22 protein-coding genes are annotated in these 19592 nt (G+C 72.1%); 15 read left to right on the top strand and 7 right to left on the bottom strand.

What is annotated here, in order from left to right; translation table 11 throughout:
* The first annotated feature begins 105 nt into the window (after positions 1–105).
* On the top strand, positions 106–513 hold the full coding sequence (locus AQJ11_RS12825) for an SRPBCC domain-containing protein (protein ID WP_014674245.1): 408 nt from the start codon (positions 106–108) through the stop codon (positions 511–513).
* A 4-nt stretch (positions 514–517) separates the two neighbouring features.
* On the opposite strand, the gene AQJ11_RS12820 is transcribed toward AQJ11_RS12825, so the two are convergent.
* Entirely contained in the window at positions 518–1924 is a 1407-nt protein-coding gene (locus AQJ11_RS12820; protein WP_058081482.1) for a condensation domain-containing protein, read from the bottom strand.
* Between the two features lie 155 nt (positions 1925–2079).
* A complete protein-coding gene (locus AQJ11_RS12815) occupies positions 2080–3042 on the bottom strand; it encodes an isopenicillin N synthase family dioxygenase (RefSeq protein ID WP_175252235.1) in 963 nt (320 codons plus the stop codon).
* Between the two features lie 82 nt (positions 3043–3124).
* Between AQJ11_RS12815 and AQJ11_RS12810 the strand changes: the two genes are divergently transcribed.
* The 9 genes from AQJ11_RS12810 to AQJ11_RS12770 all read left to right on the top strand — a co-directional run bounded on the left by AQJ11_RS12810 (position 3125) and on the right by AQJ11_RS12770 (position 10271).
* A complete protein-coding gene (locus AQJ11_RS12810; RefSeq protein WP_014674248.1) occupies positions 3125–4582 on the top strand; it encodes a menaquinone biosynthesis decarboxylase in 1458 nt (485 codons plus the stop codon).
* Positions 4579–5481, top strand: coding sequence for a menaquinone biosynthesis prenyltransferase MqnP (gene mqnP, locus AQJ11_RS12805; protein ID WP_059263059.1), 903 nt, complete (start codon positions 4579–4581; stop codon positions 5479–5481). The genes AQJ11_RS12810 and mqnP overlap by 4 nt, the downstream gene beginning before the upstream one ends.
* Before the next feature lie 79 nt (positions 5482–5560).
* The gene (locus AQJ11_RS12800) at positions 5561–6211 is read left to right on the top strand and encodes a UbiX family flavin prenyltransferase (RefSeq protein WP_059263058.1); all 651 of its coding nucleotides are present in this window, start codon (positions 5561–5563) and stop codon (positions 6209–6211) included.
* 57 nt (positions 6212–6268) lie between these two features.
* Positions 6269–6724, top strand: coding sequence for an Lrp/AsnC family transcriptional regulator (locus AQJ11_RS12795; RefSeq protein ID WP_014674251.1), 456 nt, complete (start codon positions 6269–6271; stop codon positions 6722–6724).
* A 38-nt stretch (positions 6725–6762) separates the two neighbouring features.
* Entirely contained in the window at positions 6763–7926 is a 1164-nt protein-coding gene (mqnE, locus tag AQJ11_RS12790) for an aminofutalosine synthase MqnE (RefSeq protein ID WP_059263057.1), read from the top strand.
* A gap of 84 nt (positions 7927–8010) precedes the next feature.
* The gene (locus AQJ11_RS12785; RefSeq protein ID WP_059263056.1) at positions 8011–8658 is read left to right on the top strand and encodes a UdgX family uracil-DNA binding protein; all 648 of its coding nucleotides are present in this window, start codon (positions 8011–8013) and stop codon (positions 8656–8658) included.
* Positions 8659–8674: 16 nt separating this feature from the next.
* Entirely contained in the window at positions 8675–9199 is a 525-nt protein-coding gene (locus AQJ11_RS12780) for a GNAT family N-acetyltransferase (RefSeq protein ID WP_058081487.1), read from the top strand.
* Positions 9200–9280: 81 nt separating this feature from the next.
* On the top strand, positions 9281–9589 hold the full coding sequence (locus AQJ11_RS12775) for a DUF4229 domain-containing protein (RefSeq protein ID WP_059263055.1): 309 nt from the start codon (positions 9281–9283) through the stop codon (positions 9587–9589).
* Between the two features lie 31 nt (positions 9590–9620).
* Entirely contained in the window at positions 9621–10271 is a 651-nt protein-coding gene (locus AQJ11_RS12770; protein WP_175252236.1) for a TetR/AcrR family transcriptional regulator, read from the top strand.
* Between the two features lie 79 nt (positions 10272–10350).
* On the opposite strand, the gene AQJ11_RS12765 is transcribed toward AQJ11_RS12770, so the two are convergent.
* Positions 10351–11205, bottom strand: coding sequence for a MaoC/PaaZ C-terminal domain-containing protein (locus AQJ11_RS12765; protein ID WP_059263054.1), 855 nt, complete (start codon positions 11203–11205; stop codon positions 10351–10353).
* Between the two features lie 337 nt (positions 11206–11542).
* Here AQJ11_RS12765 and AQJ11_RS12760 point away from each other — a divergent pair, with 337 nt between their 5' ends.
* Together AQJ11_RS12760 and AQJ11_RS12755 are read left to right on the top strand one after the other, a co-directional pair.
* Positions 11543–13483 (top strand): AMP-dependent synthetase/ligase, encoded by a 1941-nt coding sequence (locus AQJ11_RS12760; RefSeq protein ID WP_059263053.1) that lies wholly within the window; start codon positions 11543–11545, stop codon positions 13481–13483.
* A gap of 246 nt (positions 13484–13729) precedes the next feature.
* On the top strand, positions 13730–14611 hold the full coding sequence (locus AQJ11_RS12755; RefSeq protein WP_041665423.1) for a LysR family transcriptional regulator: 882 nt from the start codon (positions 13730–13732) through the stop codon (positions 14609–14611).
* Here the strand turns inward: AQJ11_RS12755 and AQJ11_RS12750 are convergent.
* On the bottom strand, positions 14562–15026 hold the full coding sequence (locus tag AQJ11_RS12750) for an ATP-binding protein (RefSeq protein ID WP_244218199.1): 465 nt from the start codon (positions 15024–15026) through the stop codon (positions 14562–14564). The genes AQJ11_RS12755 and AQJ11_RS12750 overlap by 50 nt on opposite strands.
* 107 nt (positions 15027–15133) lie before the next feature.
* Here AQJ11_RS12750 and AQJ11_RS12745 point away from each other — a divergent pair, with 107 nt between their 5' ends.
* Both AQJ11_RS12745 and AQJ11_RS45665 read left to right on the top strand, forming a co-directional pair.
* Positions 15134–15997, top strand: a complete 864-nt coding sequence (locus AQJ11_RS12745) for a helix-turn-helix domain-containing protein (protein WP_059263051.1) — start codon at positions 15134–15136, stop codon at positions 15995–15997.
* Positions 15994–16191 carry a DUF397 domain-containing protein gene (locus AQJ11_RS45665; protein WP_079082281.1) on the top strand — a complete coding sequence of 66 codons (198 nt, stop codon included), beginning with the start codon at positions 15994–15996 and terminating at the stop codon, positions 16189–16191. Before AQJ11_RS12745 ends, AQJ11_RS45665 begins: the two co-directional genes overlap by 4 nt.
* Here the strand turns inward: AQJ11_RS45665 and AQJ11_RS12740 are convergent.
* A complete protein-coding gene (locus AQJ11_RS12740; RefSeq protein WP_059263050.1) occupies positions 16147–16779 on the bottom strand; it encodes a class I SAM-dependent methyltransferase in 633 nt (210 codons plus the stop codon). The two genes, AQJ11_RS45665 and AQJ11_RS12740, sit on opposite strands and share 45 nt — an antisense overlap.
* 82 nt (positions 16780–16861) lie before the next feature.
* Here AQJ11_RS12740 and AQJ11_RS12735 point away from each other — a divergent pair, with 82 nt between their 5' ends.
* Positions 16862–18520, top strand: coding sequence for a serine/threonine-protein kinase (locus AQJ11_RS12735; protein WP_208616485.1), 1659 nt, complete (start codon positions 16862–16864; stop codon positions 18518–18520).
* Here AQJ11_RS12735 and AQJ11_RS12730 read toward each other — a convergent pair.
* On the bottom strand, positions 18517–18831 hold the full coding sequence (locus tag AQJ11_RS12730) for an AzlD domain-containing protein (RefSeq protein WP_058081494.1): 315 nt from the start codon (positions 18829–18831) through the stop codon (positions 18517–18519). The two genes, AQJ11_RS12735 and AQJ11_RS12730, sit on opposite strands and share 4 nt — an antisense overlap.
* On the bottom strand, positions 18828–19532 hold the full coding sequence (locus tag AQJ11_RS12725; RefSeq protein ID WP_059263049.1) for an AzlC family ABC transporter permease: 705 nt from the start codon (positions 19530–19532) through the stop codon (positions 18828–18830). The genes AQJ11_RS12730 and AQJ11_RS12725 overlap by 4 nt, the downstream gene beginning before the upstream one ends.
* Positions 19533–19592: the final 60 nt, after the last annotated feature.

Below are 19592 nucleotides of genomic sequence, written 5' to 3'. Positions count from 1 at the left end.
CCGCAAGGCCGGTTCCCGTGGCCCAGCTCACGGGGACCGGCCTTCGCCGTGCGGGGGCGGCCGTAACCGCGTGCGCATCCCCGGGCCCGGGGGCAGGCTGGTGTCATGAGCGGTTCCATCGCACAGGGCACCAGCCAGACGCACGGGAACACGCACATCCTGCACTTCGTGGTGCGGCTCCCCCGGCGCATGGAGGAGGTATGGGCCGCGCTGGCCACGCCCGAGGGGCTGGCCTCCTGGTTCACCGCCGCCGACGTGTTGGAACCCCGGCTCGGCGGCGCGGTCACCCTGCGCGACCTGGGCGACGGGCAGGTCACCGCGTGGGACGTGGACCGGGTCGCGGAGTACACGGTCGGGGGCGGCGGCCGGCTCCGGTTCCACCTGGAGCGGGACGGGGAGGACGGCAGCGTGCTCCGCTTCACCCATGAGTTCCAGGGCGAGGAGGACTCGGAACAGCGCTGGCGGAGCCGTTTCGAGCGCCTGATCGAGGCGCTGGGGCCGGGGCGGAGCTGAGCGACTAGGAGACCGCGGGCAGGCTGTCGTGGGCCACGGAGGCGATCCGGTCCCGCAGCCGCTCGACGTACAGCCGCATGTTCTTCGCCGCGACGTCCGTGTCCGGGTACCGGCTCGCCAGCCACAGCCCGTCGGGCAGCCGGTTCACCCACACGCACACCTGGTCGCCGTACGACACCCGCATCAGCCCGTACGCCTTCAGCTCCGCCCACCGCTCGGCGCCCGGGATGGCGCGGGTGTCGACGTACGACACGATCGAGTACAGGTCGGGGGAGGTGGGCCGGAAGTCCGCGCCGAGCAGGCTCAGCACCCGGGCCAGCGGCATCCGGGCCAGCGACCGGTTCGCCTGGAGTTCGGCGCGGACCGCCCGCAGGGCCTCCGGGAAGCCACGGGTGCGGCCCACGGGCACCTCGATCGGGGCGCCGCCCACGTACCAGCCCACCGAGTCCGTCCACCGCGACTTCACCCGGGTGTGGAAGGGCACCACCGTCCGGTACACCGGCTGCCCGCCCAGTTCGTGCACGATCAGCCCGGTCGCGGCCAGCAGCCCGACCAGGCTGCCGCCGTACGGCCGGCAGTACGCCTCGAACGCCGCCGCCGCGTCCGCGTCCGCCAGCGGCTCGCACAGCATCCGCTGCGTGGGCAGCGGGCCGCCCGGGGTCAGCCCCAGGTCCACCGGGAAGCCCGGCAGCGTGCCGTCGCAGCGGTGGATGAACTCCCGCCAGCGGTCCACGAACGCGTGCCGGCCGTCGATGCCGTCCGCGTCCGCGCGCTCGATCTCGCAGAAGTCGACGTAACTCGCGGCGGGCGTGGCGGAGTCCGGCTCCCGGCCGGCCAGACCCGCCGCGTACAGCTCGTGGATCTCGGCGACCAGCCGGTGCAGGGAGTAGGCGTCGACGTTGCTGTGGTCGAAGGCCAGGTAGACGCTCGCGCCGTCGTCCCGGACGACCGCCGTGTAGATCAGGTTGGGCCAGCGCAGCGCGTCCGCGACCGTGTCGAAGCGCTCCTGGAGGTGCCGGACGAGGTCGCCGGCGTCGGGGAAGTCGCCCACCTCCGCCCGGCGCAGGGACACGTCGGCCGCGTCGAGCGTGAACCGGCGCAGTTCGTCACCGGCCCAGCGGAAGCCGCTGCGCAGCGTCTCGTGCCGCACGGTCCAGGCGCGCAGCGCCCGCTCCAGCACGTCGAGGTCGACCGGGCCGGGCAGGTCGAAGGCGGTGCCGAGCCAGGTCGGCACGAACAGCCCGTCCTCCCGGACGCACCTGGCCGTCCTGATGTGCGACTCCTGGATGTAGGCGGGCGGCCGGGAGTCGTCCGGGAGCGCCGTCGCCGCCGCGACGGTCGCCGGGCTCAACGTCCACTCGACGAGCCGTCCCGGCCGGACCTCGCAGCGCTGGATGTCAGTGATTCGCACGCGTCTCCCATCGCAGAAGGGGGCCCCTGGATACGGGCCCCCCTGGAAGCCAATGCCGTGGGACGCGGGCGGGACATGCCCCGCCGGTTCATTTCAACGGAACGGGTGGCGGGCCGAACGCGGAAGTGAATAACGGTCGGTGACCGGTCAGGGGTTCACTCGACGGTGATGGAGTCCAGCTTCTCGCGGAGGTACACGTGCGAGTCGACGGGCGGGTACACCACCCGGCCCACCGGCGCCGGAAGGGACTCCACCAGCGTGCCCGGGGTGCACTCGCCGAAGTAGACGAGCGAGATCAGCTCCTCGGCGGGCGCGTCGGCGGGCGGTGGCAGCACCCGGTGCCGCCCGGACCGCCACCGGTCCCCGGTCCAACGGGCCAGCAGGTCGCCGATGTTGACCGTGAACGCGGCCGGGTCGTACGGCGCGTCCTGCCAGCCGTCCGCGTCGGTGTACACCTGGAGCCCGCCCTTGCCGGCCTGCCGGTCGAGGATGGTGACGGTCCCGAAGTCGGTGTGCGGCCCGATCCGGAACTGTCCGGGCCGGGGCGCGCCGACGATCTCCGTCCCCGGGTACCAGTTGATGTTGAAGCCGTACGTCGGATGGTCCATGTGCCGGGTGAAGAAGTCGGCGCCGAGCCCGAGCGCGCAGGCCAGCAGGGCGAGCAGCTCCTTCTCCAGCGCGACCATCCGGCCCAGGTACTCCTCGCACAGCCCGCGCAGCGCGGGCACCTGAGCCGGCCACACGTTGGGCGCGTACCACTCGGCGTTGACGACCGGGTCCTCGAACGGCTCGGCGGTGGCGAAGGTCAGCGACTCCTTCAGGTCCGGCGGGGTCTCGGTGCCCTCCGCGTACCCGTTGGCCTCGGCGCCCGGCCCGAGCCAGCCGCGCCCGCCGACCTTCGCCGCGTAGCGCTGCTTGACCCCGGCGGGCAGCAGGAAGAACTCCCGGGCGGCCGACCGGATACCGGCCCGCAGCGCGGGGTCCACGCCGTGCCCGGTGACCAGCAGGAAGCCGGCGGACTGCAGGGCCTGGTCGACGGTGCGGGCGAGCACGGCCCGCCGCATCGCGTCCCCCTGGGTCCAGATCCGCAGATCGATGGTGGGAATCACACCAGCCATGTTTCCACTCCCCGGCGCTGCGCGGACCGGCTTCCGGGGGTGGCCGCAGGGACAAAGCGGTACGTCGGCGATACTTGGGCGCATGGCTTACGACGATCTTCGCTCCCTGCTCCGGGCGCTGGAGCGCGAGGGTGACCTCAAGCGCATCAAGGCCGAGGTCGACCCGTACCTGGAAGTCGGGGAGATCGTCGACCGGGTGCAGAAGTCCGGCGGCCCGGCGCTGCTCTTCGAGAACGTGCGCGGCTCGGACATGCCCCTCGCCATGAACGTGTACGGCACCGACCGCCGGCTGCTGAAGGCGCTGGGCCTGAAGTCGTACGGCGAGATCTCGGAGAAGATCGGCGGCCTGCTGCGGCCCGAGCTGCCGCACGGCTTCGTCGGCGTCCGCGAGGCCTTCGGCAAGCTCGGCGCGATGGCCCACGTCCCGCCGAAGAAGGTGAAGCCCGACAACGCGCCGGTGCAGGAGGTCGTCCTCCAGGGCGACGACGTCGACCTCGACCGGCTCCCGGCGCTGTTCACCTGGCCGAAGGACGGCGGCTCCTTCTTCAACCTGGGCCTGACCCACACCAAGGACCCCGAGACCGGCATCCGCAACCTGGGCCTGTACCGCCTCCAGCGCCACGACAAGCGCACCATCGGCATGCACTGGCAGATCCACAAGGACAGCCGGAACCACTACCAGGTGGCCGCGCGCAGGGGCGAGCGGCTTCCGGTGGCCATCGCCTTCGGGTGCCCGCCCGCCGTGACGTACGCCTCCACCGCCCCGCTCCCCGGCGACATCGACGAGTACCTCTTCGCCGGCTTCCTCGCGGGCAAGCGGATCGAGATGGTCGACTGCAAGACGGTCCCGCTCCAGGTCCCGGCCAACGCCGAGGTGGTCCTGGAGGGCTGGCTGGAACCGGGCGAGATGCTGCCCGAGGGCCCCTTCGGCGACCACACCGGCTTCTACACCCCGCAGGAGCCCTTCCCGGCCCTGAGGATCGACTGTGTGACGATGCGCAGGCGCCCCCTGCTCCAGTCGATCGTCGTCGGCCGCCCCCCGACGGAGGACGGCCCGCTCGGCCGCGCCACGGAACGCTTCTTCCTGCCCCTGCTCAAGATCATCGTCCCGGACATCGTGGACTACCACCTGCCCGAGGCCGGCGGCTTCCACAACTGCGCGATCGTCTCGATCGACAAGAAGTACCCGAAGCACGCGCAGAAGGTGATGCACGCGATCTGGGGGGCGCACATGATGTCCCTGACCAAGCTGATCGTGGTCGTGGACGCCGACTGCGACGTGCACGACCTGCACGAGGTCGCCTGGCGGGCCCTCGGCAACACCGACTACGCCCGCGACCTCACGGTCGTGGAGGGCCCCGTCGACCACCTGGACCACGCCTCCTACCAGCAGTTCTGGGGCGGCAAAGCGGGCATCGACGCGACGCGGAAGTGGCCCGAGGAGGGCTACACCCGCGACGGCGGCTGGCCCGACATGGTCCTGTCGGACCCGGATACGGCGGCCCTGGTGGACCGCCGCTGGAAGGAGTACGGACTGTGACCTCGGCCTCTGCCGCCATCCCCCAGCCCGGCCGCACCAAGGCGTTCCTGCGCCTGGTGATGATCGAGCACTCGGTCTTCGCGCTCCCCTTCGCCTACATCGCCTCCCTCACGGCGATGTACGAGTGGGACCGGAACATCCACTGGGGCCGTCTGCTCCTGGTCACGATCTGCATGGTCGGCCTGCGCACCTTCGCCATGGCGGTCAACCGGATCATCGACCGCGAGATCGACGCCCGGAACCCGCGCACGGCCCACCGCGAGCTCGTCACCGGCGCGATGTCGGTCCGGCACGCCTGGACGGGCGCGCTGATCGCCCTGGTGGTCTTCCTGGGCGCGGCGGCCCTGCTGAACCCCCTCTGCCTGGCGCTCGCGCCGGTGGCGGTGGTCCCGATGGTGGTCTACCCCTACGGGAAGCGGTTCACGAACTTCCCGCAGGCCATCCTGGGTCTCGCCCAGTCCATGGGCCCCATCGGCGGCTGGCTGGCGATCAGCGGCGAGTGGTCCTGGACGGCGGTGATCCTCGGTCTCGCCGTCGGCGTCTGGATCGGCGGCTTCGACCTGATCTACGCCTGCCAGGACGTCGAGACCGACCGTGAGATCGGCGTCCTGTCGGTCCCGGCCCGCTTCGGCGTCCCGGCCGCGATCTGGGGCGCGCGGGTGTGCCACACGATCACCACGGCCCTGTTCGTCTGGTACGGCCTGGCCACCCACGCCGGAGCGTTCTTCTGGCTGGGCCTGCTGATCGTCGCCGGCGCCTTCCTCTACGAGCACTCCATCGTCCGGCCCCACGACCTGTCCCGCCTGAACAGGGCGTTCTTCTCGGTCAACGGCTTCATCGGCATCGCCCTGTTCGTGTGCGCGCTGCTCGATCTCCTGGTGCGCGGTCTGACCGTGTGAGCGGCCCGGCACCACCCGGCCTGAGGGCGGTCGGGCGCGCCGGTACGCTCAAGGTGTGAACGCAGGAGAAACGCAGCGTGTGCCTTGGATCGTGGGGGTGTCCGGAGCTTCCGGGACGCCGTACGCCGCTGCCGTGCTGCGGGCGCTGCTGGAGGCCGGGGAAGCGGTGGACCTCGTGGTCAGCCGGGCCTCGCGGCTGACGCTGCTGGACGAGACGGGCATCTCGTTCCGGGACGCCCACTGGCAGGACGACCTGCGCGAATGGCTGGCCCGTGGCGCCGACGGCAAGCCCGGCACCTTCGACGTGGACACCAGCGGGGTGCGGTACTGGAGCGCGGGCGACCTCGCCGCCGGGCCGTCCTCGGGGTCGTACCCGGCGAAGGGCATGCTCATCGTGCCCGCCTCCACCGCCTCGGTGGCCGGGGTGGCGCTCGGCCTGTCCAAGGATCTGCTCCAGCGCGCGGCGAGCGTCACACTGAAGGAGCGCCGGACGCTGGTCGTGGCCGTACGGGAGACCCCTTTGAACGGGCAGACGCTGCGCCACCTCGTCGCGCTGGACGACGCCGGCGCCACGGTCGTCCCGGCCTCGCCCGCCTTCTACGCGGGCGCCACCCACATCCAGGACCTGGTGGACTTCGTCGCCGGCCGCGTGCTGGACGCGGCCGGTGTCGCACACGGCCTGTACCGGCGCTGGAAGGGCGCGCTGGGCGGCGGCACGGCCGGCACGTAAGGCAAGCAGCAGTACCCCTCATCACTCCAGGAACTTTCACCGGAAGGCTTCGATCGCATGGACGCGGTGGACAGGCAGCTCATCCAGGCCCTGAGGGAGAACGGCCGGGCCTCGTACGCGGAGCTGGGGCGCCTGGTCGGCCTGTCGGGCCCCAGCGTCACCGACCGCATCAACCGGCTGGAGGCGGCCGGTGTCATCACCGGCTACCGCGCCACGGTGGACGCGGCCTCCCTCGGCCTCGGCGTCACCGCCCTGATCGGCATCTCGCTCTCCGACGCCGCCGACCACGAGGACGTCGCCCAGCGGCTGCGGGACCTGCCGGAGATCGAGGACTGCTGGTTCATCGCCGGTGACGACTCCTTCATGCTCAAGGTCCGCTCGACGGACGTGGACGGCCTGGAGAAGACCATCCGCCGGCTCAGCGGGACGAAGGGCGTCTCCCGCACCCGTACCACGATCGTGCTGTCCACCAAGTGGGAGAACCGGGTCGGGGAACTGCCGGACGAGGTCTAGGGATACCGTGGGTCGCGTTGTCGTAGAAAGGTGTGGGTATGGACGTCGGGCTCAAGCGCGAGCTGGAGGAGAAGGTCCGCTCCGGTGAGCGGCTGACCCGCGAGGACGGCATCGCGCTGTACGAGTCGGACGACCTGGCCTGGCTCGGCGGGCTCGCCCACGAGGTGCGGACCCGCAAGAACGGTGACGTCGTCCACTTCAACGTCAACCGGCACCTGAACATGACCAACGTGTGCACGGCCTCGTGCGCCTACTGCTCGTTCCAGCGCAAGCCGGGCGAGAAGGACGCGTACACGATGCGCATCGAGGAGGCCGTCAAGCTCGCCCGGGCGATGGAGTCGGAGAACCTCACCGAGCTGCACATCGTCAACGGCCTGCACCCGAACCTGCCGTGGCGGTACTACCCGCGGTCCCTGCGCGAGCTGAAGAAGGCCCTGCCGAACGTCTCCCTGAAGGCCTTCACGGCGACGGAGATCCACCACTTCGAGACCATCAGCGGTCTGTCGGCCTCCGAGATCCTCGACGAGCTGATCGACGCCGGCCTGGAGTCGCTGACCGGCGGCGGCGCCGAGATCTTCGACTGGGAGGTCCGGCAGCACATCGTGGACCACCGCACCCACTGGGAGGACTGGTCCCGCATCCACCGCCTGGCGCACGAGAAGGGTCTGAAGACCCCGTGCACCATGCTGTACGGCCACATCGAGGAGCCCCGCCACCGCGTCGACCACGTCCTGCGCCTGCGCGAGCTCCAGGACGAGACCGGCGGCTTCCAGGTCTTCATCCCGCTGCGCTACCAGCACGACTTCGTGGACATGAAGGACGGCAAGGTGCGCAACACCCTCCAGGCGCGCACCCAGATGGCGACCGGCGCGGAGGCGCTGAAGACCTTCGCGGTGTCGCGGCTGCTGTTCGACAACGTCCCGCACGTCAAGGTCTTCTGGGTCATGCACGGCGTGCAGACCGCCCAGCTCGCCCTCCAGCACGGCGCCGACGACATGGACGGGTCGGTGGTGGAGTACAAGATCACCCACGACGCGGACAACTTCGGCACGCCGAACAAGCTGACCCGCGAGGACCTGCTGGAACTGATCCGCGACGCGGGCTTCCGCCCGGTGGAGCGGAACACGCGGTACGAGATCATCCGCGAGTACGAGGGCCCCGACCCGGAGCGCCGGGAGTCGCCGCAGCCGATGCGGGTGTGAGGCGCGGCACGTAAGCGTGCGGGTGCGGGAGCGTGGGGGCTGGTCGCGCAGTTCCCCGTGCTCCCGGGCGGGTACTCGGGGCGCATGCCCACGAAGGCACCCGAAGACCGGTACGACGCGGCTCCCTTCGTTCCCGAGGGAGCCGGCCTGGACGTTCTCCGCCGAGCCGCCGCGGACTGCCGCGGTTGCCCGCTGCACCGCGCCGCCACCCAGACCGTCTTCGGCGCCGGGAACACCGACGCCCGCGTGATGCTCGTGGGGGAGCAGCCCGGCGATCAGGAGGACCGGCAGGGCAGGCCCTTCGTCGGGCCCGCGGGCAAGCTGCTCGACCGGGCCCTGGCCCAGGCCGGCATCGACCCCTCCGAGGCCTACGTCACCAACGCGGTCAAGCACTTCAAGTTCACCCGGGCCGAGCCCGGCAAGCGCCGTATCCACAAGGCGCCGAGCCTGCGCGAGATGACGGCCTGCGGCCCCTGGCTCGCGGCCGAGCTGGCGCTGGTGGAGCCGGAGCTGATCGTGGTCCTGGGCGCGACGGCCGGGAAGGCGCTGCTGGGGTCGTCGTTCCGGGTGAGCCAGGTGCGCGGGACGGTGCTGGAGGAGGAGATCCACGGCCGGCCGGAGCGGCTGGTGCCGACCGTGCATCCGTCGGCCGTGCTGCGGGCGGACGACCGCGAGCAGGCGTACCAGGGCCTGGTGGCCGATCTGGAAGTGGCTGCACGCGCCCTTGGGTAATAAGTAAACTGCCGACGTGCCTCTTACTTTCACCTTGGACCCCGCCGTCACCCCCGCCCTCCGTGACGGCATCCTCGACCTGTGGGCGGACGTCACCGACGCGGGCGGCGCCGTCGGCTTCGTGGCGCCGGCGAACCGTGAGGAGATACGCCCGGAGCTGGTGCGGCACTTCGCGCAGATGGCCGAGGGCCGCACCCGGCTGCTCGTCGGCCACGACGAGGCCGGCGAGGTGGCGGCGGCGGCCTTCCTCACCCGCAACACCCACCGGCTGATGACCCACTGGCTGTGGCTGTACACGGTGATGGTCCACCCCCGCCACCAGGGCCGGGGCCACGGCCGCGACCTGCTGGCCGCCGCCGCGGACGCGGCGCGCGGGATGGAGGGCATCGAGGCGGTCCGGCTGACCTGCCGGGGCGGGCTGGGCCTGGAGCGCTTCTACGGCTCCTGCGGCTACAAGGAGGTCGGCCGCGTCCCGGACGCCATCCGGGTCGCACCCGGCGACGACCGCGACGACATCATCATGCTGCTGCCCCTCCATTGACGCCGACCCCCCTGCGTGATCGCCCACCGGTCGTGCTTCACTGGACGATGACCCCTTTTGGAATCGGACGAGTGGATTGAGATGCTCCGCTACACGCTGATGCGCCTCGGTATCTTCGCGGGCTGCCTCGTGATCGTCTGGGGAGCCGTCTACTCGGGCATCTTCCCGCGCGGCTTCGGCGAGTCCAACGGACTGTGGGTCCTGCTGCTCGCCCTGGTCCTCTCCGCGCCGATCAGCTGGGTGGCGCTGCGCAAGGAGCGGGACCGGGCCTCCGTGCAGATCGTGCACAGGGTCGACCGGATGAAGGCCAACCTGGACGCCAACCGCAGCCAGGAGGACGAGGCGGTCGACGCCTCGCGGGCGCAGGGCGGGGCCACCACGTCCGGCTGACCGGGCCGCCGGCCCAACTAGGCTTGCCCTCATGGGTGCCGTCAAGACCAAACGGATGCCGAGGGCGGTGCGGGAGCAGCAGATGCTCGACGCTGCCGTACGGATCTTCGGGCAGCGCGGGTACATGGCCGCCTCGATGGACGAGATCGCCGAACTCGCGGGCGTGTCCAAGCCGTTGGTCTACCTGTACCTGAACTCGAAGGAAGACCTCTTCACCGCGTGCATCCGCCGCGAGGCCGCCGCGCTCACGGAGGCCGTGCGCGCGGGTGTCCGGCCGGGGCTGCCCGCCGACCGGCAACTCTGGGACGGCCTCAGGGCGTTCTTCGCGCACACCGCCGAGCACCCCGACGGCTGGTCGGTGCTGCACCTCCAGGCCCGCACCCACGGGGAGCCCTTCGCGGCCGAGGTCACCGCGATGCGCGCGGAGATCGTCGCGTTCGTGACCCGGCTGGTGGCGGTCGCGGCCCGTGAGGCCCACCGGGACCCCGACCTGCCGGAACACGAGGTGGCGGGGCTGGCCGAGGCCCTGGTGGGCGCCGCCGAGTCCCTCGCCGCCTGGGCCAACGCCACCCCGGGGACGACGGCCCGCCAGGCCGCGGCCACCCTGATGAACTTCGCGTGGGCGGGCCTGGGCAACCTGATGCGCGGTCAGGTGTGGACACCGCCGGCCGAGCCGGCCTGAGGGGCGCGGGGCCGTATCCGATACGCGGCTCCGCCGCGGGGGCGCGAGCGACCTGCCTGGCCGCCCCCGGCAGCGGCCCTCAGTTCCCCCCTACGTCCCCCTCCACATGCACCCGCCCGCCCTCGGCGCCCCGCAACTCGAACCGCCCGCTCCCGTCCGCCCCGTACACCACCGTCCCCGGCAGCAGCACCGGCGCCCTGAACCGCGCCCGCACCACGGCGGGGCCGTCCGCGCCATGGGCGGCCAGGCAGCGGGCCAGGGTCCACATGCCGTGGGCGATGGCGCGGGGGAAGCCGAAGAGGCGGGCGGTGAGGGGGTGCAGGTGGATGGGGTTGCGGTCGCCGGACGCGGCGCCGTACCGCCGCCCCACGTCCCCGGCGAGGCTCCACTCGGCGACGGCGGGCAGCGCGGCGCCGGCGACCTCGCGTGGCTCGGGCGGCGTGCCGGGGCCGGTACGGTGCCGGGCCAGGTAGGTGCTCCGGGACTCCCACACCGCGCTCCCGCGCGACCGCAGTTCCGTCACCACCGTTGCCTCCGTCCCCCGCCGGTGCGCGGCCAACCCGGCGATCCACACGCCGAGTTCGTACTCCCCGTCGGCCGCCAGCGCGGCGCCCCGCGTGATCTCGATCGACGTGTGCACCAGCCCCAGCAGCGGCAGCGGGAAGTCCCGCCCGCTCATCAGCCGCATGGCCAGCGGGAAGCCGAGGACGTGGGGGTAGGTGACCGGCAGGTCGGGCTCGCCGGTCGGGAAGCCGCAGACCCGCTCGTACGCGGCCAGCTTCGCCAGGTCCACGCGCACGCCGGGCAGCACCAGTCGGGTGCGCGGGAAGGCCGCGTCGGGGGCGGGGCGCTTGAAGGGCGAGCGCAGGGCGCCCCGGGCGAGCAGCGGGGCCAGCGCGGGGGGCGCGGTCAAGCTGAGGTAGCGGTCGGCCATCTGCGACTCCCGCGCGACTCGGTTCCGAAGAGCTGGAATGTGATTACTCTGGAGTAAGGTTACCGAAGGTAAGTCATGGTGGACCACTGCCGGGCGAGCCGCTGCCGCACCGCCGGCACCGGGCCGGCGGGCGCACGGGACCAGGCGGAGCCGGGCGCGTGGCGGGTAAAGGTGAGCACCCGTCACATAACCCCCGAGGTTGCACATCCCCGGCCCCGGATCATCCCCGAACCCGCACAACCCCCTCACAGGGGAGCCGTACGATCACCTGCCTAACCAGCGGTAACCGCCTCCCGTGAGGCTCGCCGCAGGTGCACGCACGCCAGAGGAGCCGCCCGTGTCCACGTCGTACCCGACCCCGTCCGTCTCCTCCGGCACCCCGGTCTCCGCCATCGACTACGACGGCCGCCCGGTCCTCGTCGAACCCGAGATACGCCGGCTCGACGGGGCCGTACGGGAAGTGGCGGTCCCCCCGTTCGTCCCCCCGGTCACCCACGGCTCCCTCGCCGACATCCCGTACGAGAACGCGGAGACCGCCCCCGACCAGGTCGTCCTCAGCCGCAAGCGCTCCGACGGCGGCTGGACGGACGTGACGGCCGCCCGCTTCGCCGCCGAGGTGCAGGCCGTGGCCAAGGGCCTGATCGCCGAAGGGCTGATGCCCGGCGACCGCATCGCCGTCATGTCCCGCACGACGTACGAGTGGACCCTGCTCGACTTCGCCGCCTGGGCGGCCGGCCTGGTCACGGTCCCGATCTACCCGACCTCCTCGACCTTCCAGGCCCGCTGGATCCTGCACGACTCCGGCGCGGTCGCCCTGGTCACCGAGACCGCCGCCCAGGCCGCCGCCATCGGGCCCGAACTCGCCCACCTGCCCGACCTGCGCCACGTGTGGGTGATGGAGAAGGACCACGTGGACCGGCTCGCCGACGCGGGCGCACCGGTGCCGGACGGCGAGACCGGCGTTCGCCGGGGCATGCTCGGCCCCGACACGCTCGCCACCCTGATCTACACCTCGGGCACCACCGGCCGGCCCAAGGGCTGCGCCCTCTCGCACGGCAACTTCTTCGCCGAGGTCGACAACGCGATCGAACTCCTCCACCCCGTCTTCAAGGCGAAGGGCGAAGACCCCTCGGTCCTGCTCTTCCTCCCCATGTCCCACGTCTTCGGCCGCATGGTGGCCATCGCCTGCGTCCGCGCCCGGGTCCGCCTCGGCCACGCCCCCAGCCTGGCCCCGCGGGACCTCCTCCCGGACCTGGACACCTTCAAGCCGACCTGCCTGCTGACCATCCCCTACATGCTGGAGAAGGTGTACAACACGGCGCGCGCCAAGGCGGAGGCCGGCGGCCGGGCGTCGGTCTTCGACCGCGCGGCGGCCGTGGCCCAGCGCTACGGCGAGGCGCTGGAGGCCCGCCAGACCGGCACGGGCAACGGCCCGGGCCGCGCCCTGAAGACACAGCGCGCCTTCTACGACCCCCTCGTCTACCGCCGCATCCGCGCCGCCATGGGGGGCCGCGTCCGGTACGTCATCTGCGGCGGCTCCCCGCTCGGCCGGCGCCTCGCCGCGTTCTACGCCGGCGCCGGCATCGAGATCTTCGAGGGCTACGGCCTCACGGAGACCACCGCCGCCTCCACGGTCACCCCGCCGCTGAAACCCCGTCTCGGCACGGTCGGCTGGCCGCTGCCCGGCACGCGGGTGAGGATCGCGGCGGACGGCGAGATCCTGATCGGCGGCGACCACGTGCTGCGCGGCTACTGGGACCCCCAGGCGGGCGGAGTGGTCCCGGCGACCCGCGACGGCTGGCTGCCGACGGGCGACCTCGGCGAACTGGACGACGAGGGCTATCTGACCATCACCGGCCGCAAGAAGGAACTCCTGATCACGGCGGGCGGCAAGTCGGTGGCCCCGGCCCCGCTGGAGAACTGGCTGCGCCAGCACCCGCTGATCTCCCAGGTGATGCTGGTGGGCGACGGCCGCCCCTACGTCGCGGCGCTGATCACCCTCGACCGGGACGGCATCACGCACTGGCGCCAGATGATCGGCAAGCACCCGGTACCGCCGGAACTCCTGGTCGACGACGAGGAGTTGCACGCGGTCCTGCAACGCGCGCTGGACGAGGCCAACAGGATGGTCTCGCGCCCGGAGTCCATCCGCCGCTTCGCCGTCCTCCCGGTCGACTTCACCGAGGCGGCCGGCCACCTGACCCCGTCCATGAAGCTGCGCCGGGACCAGATCCTGCGGGACTTCGCGGCGGAGGTGGAGGGGCTGTACGAGCGCTGAGGGGACCGGCGCGGCGGCAACGGGCCCCGAGCCGACTGGCTGGGGCCGGCGGCCCGGCGGTCACTTCACGGCACCGGCGACGGTCGACACCCGCTCCTCGCTGGTCCCACCTCCTCCGGACTCGGCGGGGCGGGGAGCGGGTTGCCGCCTGGGTCGGTCGCGGCCCGCGCACGATCCTCGCGCGCCGTGCTGAGCCCAGTCAATCCTTGGGTTTCCTCACCAACCCCCAGTGTTAGCTTGGGTCTTGTGACCCTGGAAGACCTCCGCGTGTTCATCGCCGTGTGCCGTGCGGGCAGCCTCAGCTCGGTCGCCCGTGACCTCGGCCGCACCCAGTCCGCCGTCAGCCAGCACGTCAAGCGGCTGGAGCGGGAGACCGGCGTGGCCCTGCTGGAACGCCGGCCGCGCGGGGTCGTACCGACGCAGGCCGGCCGGATACTGGAGGCCGCCGCGGGCGAGGGCATCAACGCCCTGGACGTCGCCGTACGACAGCTCCGCGACCTGGTCGACGGCCACAGCGGGTACGTCCGCGTGGCCACCGGCGCGACGACCGTCCGGCACTTCATGTCCGACGCGGTCGTCACGTTCCGCCGCCGCCACCCCAAGGTCAACCTGGAGTTCCGCACGGTCAGTTCGGGCCGGGGCAGCTTCGACGCCCTCGCCGACGGCACGCTGGACCTCGCGTGGATCACCATCGGCCCGCCGGTCCGGGGCATCGAGCAGCGGACGGTCGCGGAGCTGCCGTGGCTCCTCGCGGTCCGGGCGGACGACCCGCTGGCCGGCCGCCCGTACCTGGACCCGGCCGAGCTGTCCGGCGCCCGGGTCATCCGGCTCCCGCCGAACTCCACGTCCGCCGCCCACCTGGAAGCGGCGTGCGCCGAGCGGGGAGTCCGGTTCGCCTACGAGCCGAGCGTGGCCGACTGGGACACGGCCCTGCTGCTCGCCGAGCTGGGGATCGGAAGGGCGGTCGTCCCGGCCGTACCGGGACTGCCCGTCCCCGGCGACGGCCCATTTCGCCTGGTCCCGCTGCCGGGCCTGCGTCCCCTCCCCGTCGGCTGGGCCGTCCGCCGCTGGGACGCGCTCAGCCCGCCGGCCCGGGCCTTCGCGGACACGGTCGCCGCCCTGCGCTGAGCGCCAGTTCCACCCACACCGTCTTGCCGACGTCCCGCTCGGACACGCCCCAGAGTGTGGCCAGCACCTGCACGATCACGAGACCCCGGCCGTTCTCGTCCTCCAACCCCCCGTCGAGGAAGCGGAGGGCGCGGTCGTCCCGGGCGTCACTCACCTCGATACGCAAGGTGTCCTTGGCGGGGAGCAGCGCGAGCCGCAGCTCGAAGTCCCGGCCCGGTACGCGACCGTGGGTGACGGCGTTGGCGGCGAGTTCGGCGACGACGAGCTGGGCGGTGTGGCTGAGGTCGCTGTCGTGGGGATACCCCCAGGTGGCGAGCGCGGTGCTGGTGAGCTGACGGGCCAGGCGAGCGCCTCGGGGCGTCGAGCTGAGCCGTTGGGCGAGTTCGGTTGGGGGGGTGGAGATTTCTACGTTCACATCACCGAGCGTGGTCACTTCTCCCTACGCTGACCAGGGGAGACCCGGCGACTGTCCGTAGTCGTACGGGTGCGGTTCGTGGGAGTACGGGTCAGTCGGAGGGTGACGTGACGGAGGAGAGCGAGCGGAGGCCGGAGACGCCGGCGGAGGAGAACGGGTCGGCTGGGGTGTTCGCCGTACTGGGCAAGCAGCTGAAGCTGACGCGGGAGCGGGCGGGGCTGAACCAACGGGAGTTCGGCCAGTTGGTGGGGTACGGCCCCGATCAGATCTCCGCCATGGAGCGAGGGGTACGCACACCGAGGCCGGAGTTCCTGCGGCGGGCCGACGAGATCCTGGGCGCCAACGGCATGTTCATCGCGGTGATTCCCGAGGTGGAGGAGGCGATGACCCGGGCGCGGACGCGGCATCCCGAGTGGTACCGGGGTTATGCGGCGCTGGAGGCGCAGGCAGTGTCCCTGCACGACTACAGCACCATGGGCGTGCTGGGCCTGCTCCAGACCGAGGACTACGCGCGCGCGGTGTTCACCCAGCGGCATCCGCCCCTGGACGAGGAGACCATCGAGAAGCGGGTGGCCGACCGGCTCTCACGCCAGCAGATCTTCGAGCAGTGGCCGCCGCCCGAGTTCAGCTTCGTCATCGAGCAGGCGGTGTTGGAGCGGCCGATCGGCGGGCTGAAGGTGCACAAGGACCAACTGCGTCAGTTGCTGAGGATCGGTCGGCGGCGCAATGTGCAGCTTCAGGTCATGCCAACAGGACGGCATGAGCACCCTTGCTTGGACAACGGTTTCACCTTGCTCATCCCTAAGGGGAAGGAGCAAGTTGCTTACATGGAGTCACAGGAGTACCCCAAGTTGATCAGTGACCGAGAAGAGGTCCGCGTCCTCGCCGCTCGCTATGGGATCATCCGGGCTCAGGCCCTCAACCCGCACGAGTCCCTGGACTTGATCGAGAAGATGCTGGACGGACGATGACCATAGAGCAGTTGACCTGGTTCAAGTCGAGCTACAGCAGCGGCGAAGGCGGCCAGTGCCTAGAAGTGGCCGCCCACCCCACCGCCATCCACATTCGAGACTCGAAGCAACCCCTCGCCGCCCACCTGACCGTCACCCCTTTTGCCTGGTCAGCCTTCCTTCTGGGCGAGAAGGAACGCCTGCGGGACGGGTGATTCGCCGCGCGTCACCTCGGGCCCGCGCACGGTGGTGGAGCGGAGGGCGAAACCGGCGTCGGAGAGCAGCTCCGCCATCTGCTCGGGGTGGCGCCGGTGGTAGTCCAGGGCCACGTCATGGCCGAAGGGGCGTTCGAGGCGGAGCGGTACGTCGCCCACCTGGAAGGCGAGGAGAAGCCGCCCGCCGGGGGCCAGTACCCGGTGGAACTCGGCGAACAGGTCCGGGAGTTCTTCCACGGGTGTGTGGATGCTGGAGTACCAGGAGACCACCCCGGCCAGCGAACCGTCGGCCGAAGAGAGCTCCCGCATCGAGCCCTGCTCGAACCGCAGCGCGGGGTACCGGCGGCGGGCGATGGCGATCATGGCGTCCGAGAGGTCCAGCCCGAAGACGGACAGGCCCAGGCCCGCCAGGTGCGCGGTGACGTCGCCGGGGCCGCAGCCGAGGTCGGCCACCGTGCCGTGGGGGCCGACCTGTTCGGCGTACGCGCTGAGGAGGGCCCGTTCCAGGGGCCGTTCGGCGAGGGGATCGCGGAAGTGGTCGGCGTAGTCCTCGGCGATGGTGTCGTAGAAGGCGCGGGTGTCGGTCATGGGAGGGACCGTAGCGGCCCGCACCGACACTCCGCTTAGGCTGCTGCCGTTGGCCAACGCATCAACTGGGGGGTACGGGCCGGTGAACCAGTCGGCGGAGGTGTTCCAGCCACTTCAGGCGGACGACCCACCCGTGGTGGCGGGCTACCGGCTCGCCGCGCGGCTGGGCGCGGGCGGTATGGGCCGGGTCTACCTGTCCCACACGCAGGGCGGACGGCCCGTCGCGCTGAAGGTCGTACGGCCGGAACTGGCCGATGACCCGGACTTCCGGCGGCGGTTCGGGCGGGAGATCAAGGCGGCTCGGCGGGTCAGGGGGGCGTACACCGCCGAGCTGATCGACGCCGATGCCGACGGCGTTCCGCCGTGGCTGGCCACGGTGTACGTGCCGGGGCCGTCGCTGACGGAGGCCGTGGTCCGGCGCGGGCCGTTGCCGGTGGCGGCCGTGCTGTGGCTGATGGCGGGGGTGGCCGAGGCGCTTGAGGCCGTTCACGCCGAGGGCATCGTGCACCGGGACCTGAAGCCGTCGAACGTGCTGCTGGCCGCCGACGGGCCACGGGTGATCGACTTCGGTATCGCGCTGGCGGCCGACGGGACCGCGTACACGGCGACGGGCGGCACGATCGGCACGCCCTCGTTCATGGCTCCGGAGCAGGCGTCCGGGGGTGAGGTGACGGCGGCGACCGACGTCTTCGCGCTCGGGCAGACGGCCGCGTTCGCGGCGCTGGGCAGACCGCTGTACGGGGACGGCCCGGCCGTGAACGTGCTCTACCGGATCGTGCATGAGGAACCCGACCTCGATCTGCTGCCCGAGCCGTTGCGTCCGCTGTTCGCCCGGTGCCTGGCCGCCGATCCGGCGGAGCGGGCCACTTTGGCGGAGGTCGTGGAGTGGTGCCGGCGGCGGCTGGGCGCGGACGCCGACGCGGGCGGGGGACCGGCCGTGTGGCGGGAGATCACTGGACCGGAGGTCATGGTTCCGGCGCCGGTCCCCGAGCCGACCCCGGCCTGTCCGCAGCCGCCGGTGCCCACCCGCGCGTACGCCCAGCAGCCGCTCATCGCGCCGGTCGGCTGGCCGCAGCCGACGCCGGAGCAGCGGAAGGCCCGCCGTCGGCGCGCCGCGCTGATCTCGGTCGCGGGTGTGGCGGGCGGCGCGCTGCTGGTGGCGCTCCTGGCGTGGTCGGTCATGGACGCGAAGGGCCGGTCCAGTGGGCGGGACGCGGCGGGATCCCGGACGTCGGCCACGGCATCTGCCCCACGGTCGTCCTCGTCCTCGTCGGACTCCTTGTCGGAGCCTTCGTCCCGTCCCTCGGACGCGTCCGCGCCGGGTGCCGGTGACGTCGGGTCCTCGGCCTCTCCCCGGGACCCGCGGCCGGAGGGGTCTGCCCAGTTGTGGCTGGACGCAAAGACCTCGCTGAGCCTCAAGGACCAGGAGCCCCAGCGGAGGGACCGCAAGGGTGACATCCGCTTCGACTGCCAGGCGATCGGCTGCGAACTGAAGAGCGACAGCGTGGTGTTCATGCAGATGTACGGCGGCCACGGCACCACCCTCGACGAGTGCCGTCTCATCCTCAAGCACGCCACCAAGCACAGCTGGACCCTGTCCGGCGCGGCGGCCGGCACCGAGTTCTGTATGAAGGACGACGAGGGCGACATCGGGCTGTACGTGATCCAGACGAAGTCCACCGCGATGCCCGACATCGCCTTCCTCATGGGCGACCTGACCGTCTGGCGGCACGCCGCCTAACCCACCCCCACCCCTCGCAACACCGCCGTCGTCACGGCCGCCCCCAGCACCACCACCGCGAACGGTGCCCGGCGCCAGGCCAGTGCGGCGCCGACGAGGACGCCGGTGGGGCGGGCCCAGCCCGCGAAGCCGCCGGACTCGGTCAGCGCGCCCGTGGCCAGCAGGGCGACCAGGAGGACCACCGCGCCCGCCGAGGCCAGTTCCTGGACGCGGGGCGGGACCGTGACCCGGCCGTGCAGGACCGGGCCGACCAGCCGGAACGCGTACGTGCCGACGGCCAGGGCGAGGATCACGGTGAGTGTGGCGTTCACGCGGCGGCTCCCCGGTCGGTCGGGCGGCGGTGCAGGGCGAGTCCCGCCAGGGCCAGCAGGACCGGGACCCCGGCCGGGACGGCGGGCGTGACCGCCAGGGCCAGGGCGGCGCCGGGCAGGGCACACCGCCGTACCGCCGCGTCCGCGCGGAGGGCGGGGAGGACCAGGGCGACGAGGACGGCGGGGAACGCGGCGTCCAGGCCGTAGCGGGCGGTGTCGCCGAGGGCGCTGCCCGCGAGCCCGCCGGCCAGGACGCCGGTGTTCCACACGGCGAACAGGCCGAGCCCGGATATCCAGAACGCCCGCCGCTGCCGTACCGGGTCGGACTGGGCGAGGGCGAAGGCGACCGTCTCGTCGGTGACCAGGTGGGCGCCGAGGAAGCGGGTCGCGCGGTTGGTGCCGATGATCTCGGCCACGGCGAGGCTGAAGGCCGCCGTCCGGGTGTTGAGCAGCAGCCCGGTGGCAACGGCGGCCACGGGACCGCCCCCGGCGAGCAGCACGCCCACCGCGCTGAACTGGGCAGATCCCGCGTAGACCAGCAGCGACATCAGCACCGGCACCCACAGCGGCAGCCCGCCGGCGACGGAGACGGCGCCGAAGGAGACGCCGACGATGCCGCTGGCCAGCCAGACGAGCGAACTGTCGCGGAGGAGGGAGCGGTCCGTGCCGGGCGCGGGCGTTGTTCGATGTGGCGAACGCATGTTCTCTACGATGGACAGTGAGCGCCCTGTCCGTCAAGGCGAACGATCGTACCGATGGAG

The organism is Streptomyces corchorusii, assembly GCF_001514055.1.
GTDB lineage: Bacteria > Actinomycetota > Actinomycetes > Streptomycetales > Streptomycetaceae > Streptomyces > Streptomyces olivaceoviridis.
This window is presented reverse-complemented; position numbering and strand designations above follow the sequence as displayed.

Excerpts from the sequence above, each read along its gene's own strand:
- AQJ11_RS12740 (WP_059263050.1), bottom strand. The coding sequence starts at position 16,779 with ATGACCGACACCCGCGCCTTCTACGACACCATCGCCGAGGACTACGCC.
- AQJ11_RS12770 (WP_175252236.1), top strand. The coding sequence starts at position 9,621 with ATGGGTGCCGTCAAGACCAAACGGATGCCGAGGGCGGTGCGGGAGCAG.
- AQJ11_RS12810 (WP_014674248.1), top strand. The coding sequence starts at position 3,125 with ATGGCTTACGACGATCTTCGCTCCCTGCTCCGGGCGCTGGAGCGCGAG.
- AQJ11_RS12795 (WP_014674251.1), top strand. The coding sequence starts at position 6,269 with ATGGACGCGGTGGACAGGCAGCTCATCCAGGCCCTGAGGGAGAACGGC.
- AQJ11_RS45665 (WP_079082281.1), top strand. The coding sequence starts at position 15,994 with ATGACCATAGAGCAGTTGACCTGGTTCAAGTCGAGCTACAGCAGCGGC.
- AQJ11_RS12815 (WP_175252235.1), bottom strand. The coding sequence starts at position 3,042 with ATGGCTGGTGTGATTCCCACCATCGATCTGCGGATCTGGACCCAGGGG.
- AQJ11_RS12775 (WP_059263055.1), top strand. The coding sequence starts at position 9,281 with ATGCTCCGCTACACGCTGATGCGCCTCGGTATCTTCGCGGGCTGCCTC.
- AQJ11_RS12765 (WP_059263054.1), bottom strand. The coding sequence starts at position 11,205 with ATGGCCGACCGCTACCTCAGCTTGACCGCGCCCCCCGCGCTGGCCCCG.
- AQJ11_RS12725 (WP_059263049.1), bottom strand. The coding sequence starts at position 19,532 with ATGCGTTCGCCACATCGAACAACGCCCGCGCCCGGCACGGACCGCTCC.
- AQJ11_RS12825 (WP_014674245.1), top strand. The coding sequence starts at position 106 with ATGAGCGGTTCCATCGCACAGGGCACCAGCCAGACGCACGGGAACACG.
- mqnE (WP_059263057.1), top strand. The coding sequence starts at position 6,763 with ATGGACGTCGGGCTCAAGCGCGAGCTGGAGGAGAAGGTCCGCTCCGGT.
- AQJ11_RS12785 (WP_059263056.1), top strand. The coding sequence starts at position 8,011 with ATGCCCACGAAGGCACCCGAAGACCGGTACGACGCGGCTCCCTTCGTT.